This is a genomic window from Sulfitobacter sp. HI0040, assembly GCF_001634885.1.
Taxonomy (GTDB): domain Bacteria; phylum Pseudomonadota; class Alphaproteobacteria; order Rhodobacterales; family Rhodobacteraceae; genus Sulfitobacter.
Genome location: NZ_LWEX01000557.1, coordinates 1 through 269 on the forward strand (window position 1 = coordinate 1; position 269 = coordinate 269).

1 protein-coding gene is annotated in these 269 nt (G+C 59.1%); it reads right to left on the reverse strand.

Features of this window, described 5'->3' with window-relative positions:
• On the reverse strand, positions 1 to 269 hold a 269-nt coding region (locus A3728_RS20510), incomplete at both ends, for a 4Fe-4S dicluster domain-containing protein (RefSeq protein ID WP_150120924.1).

Here is a 269-nt window from a genome sequence, read left to right on the forward strand (position 1 = left end):
TTCGACAAGCAGCTTCTTGATGTTCTGGATGGCCTTCGCCGGGTTCAACCCCTTGGGGCAGGTCCGTGCGCAGTTCATGATCGTATGGCAGCGGTACAGCTTGAAAGGATCTTCCAGATCGTCCAGCCGCTCCCCCGTCGCCTCATCCCGGCTGTCGATGATCCAGCGATAGGCATGCAGCAGCGCGGCCGGTCCAAGGTAACGATCCCCGTTCCACCAGTAGCTGGGGCAGGAGGTCGAGCAGCAGGCACACATGATGCATTCATAAA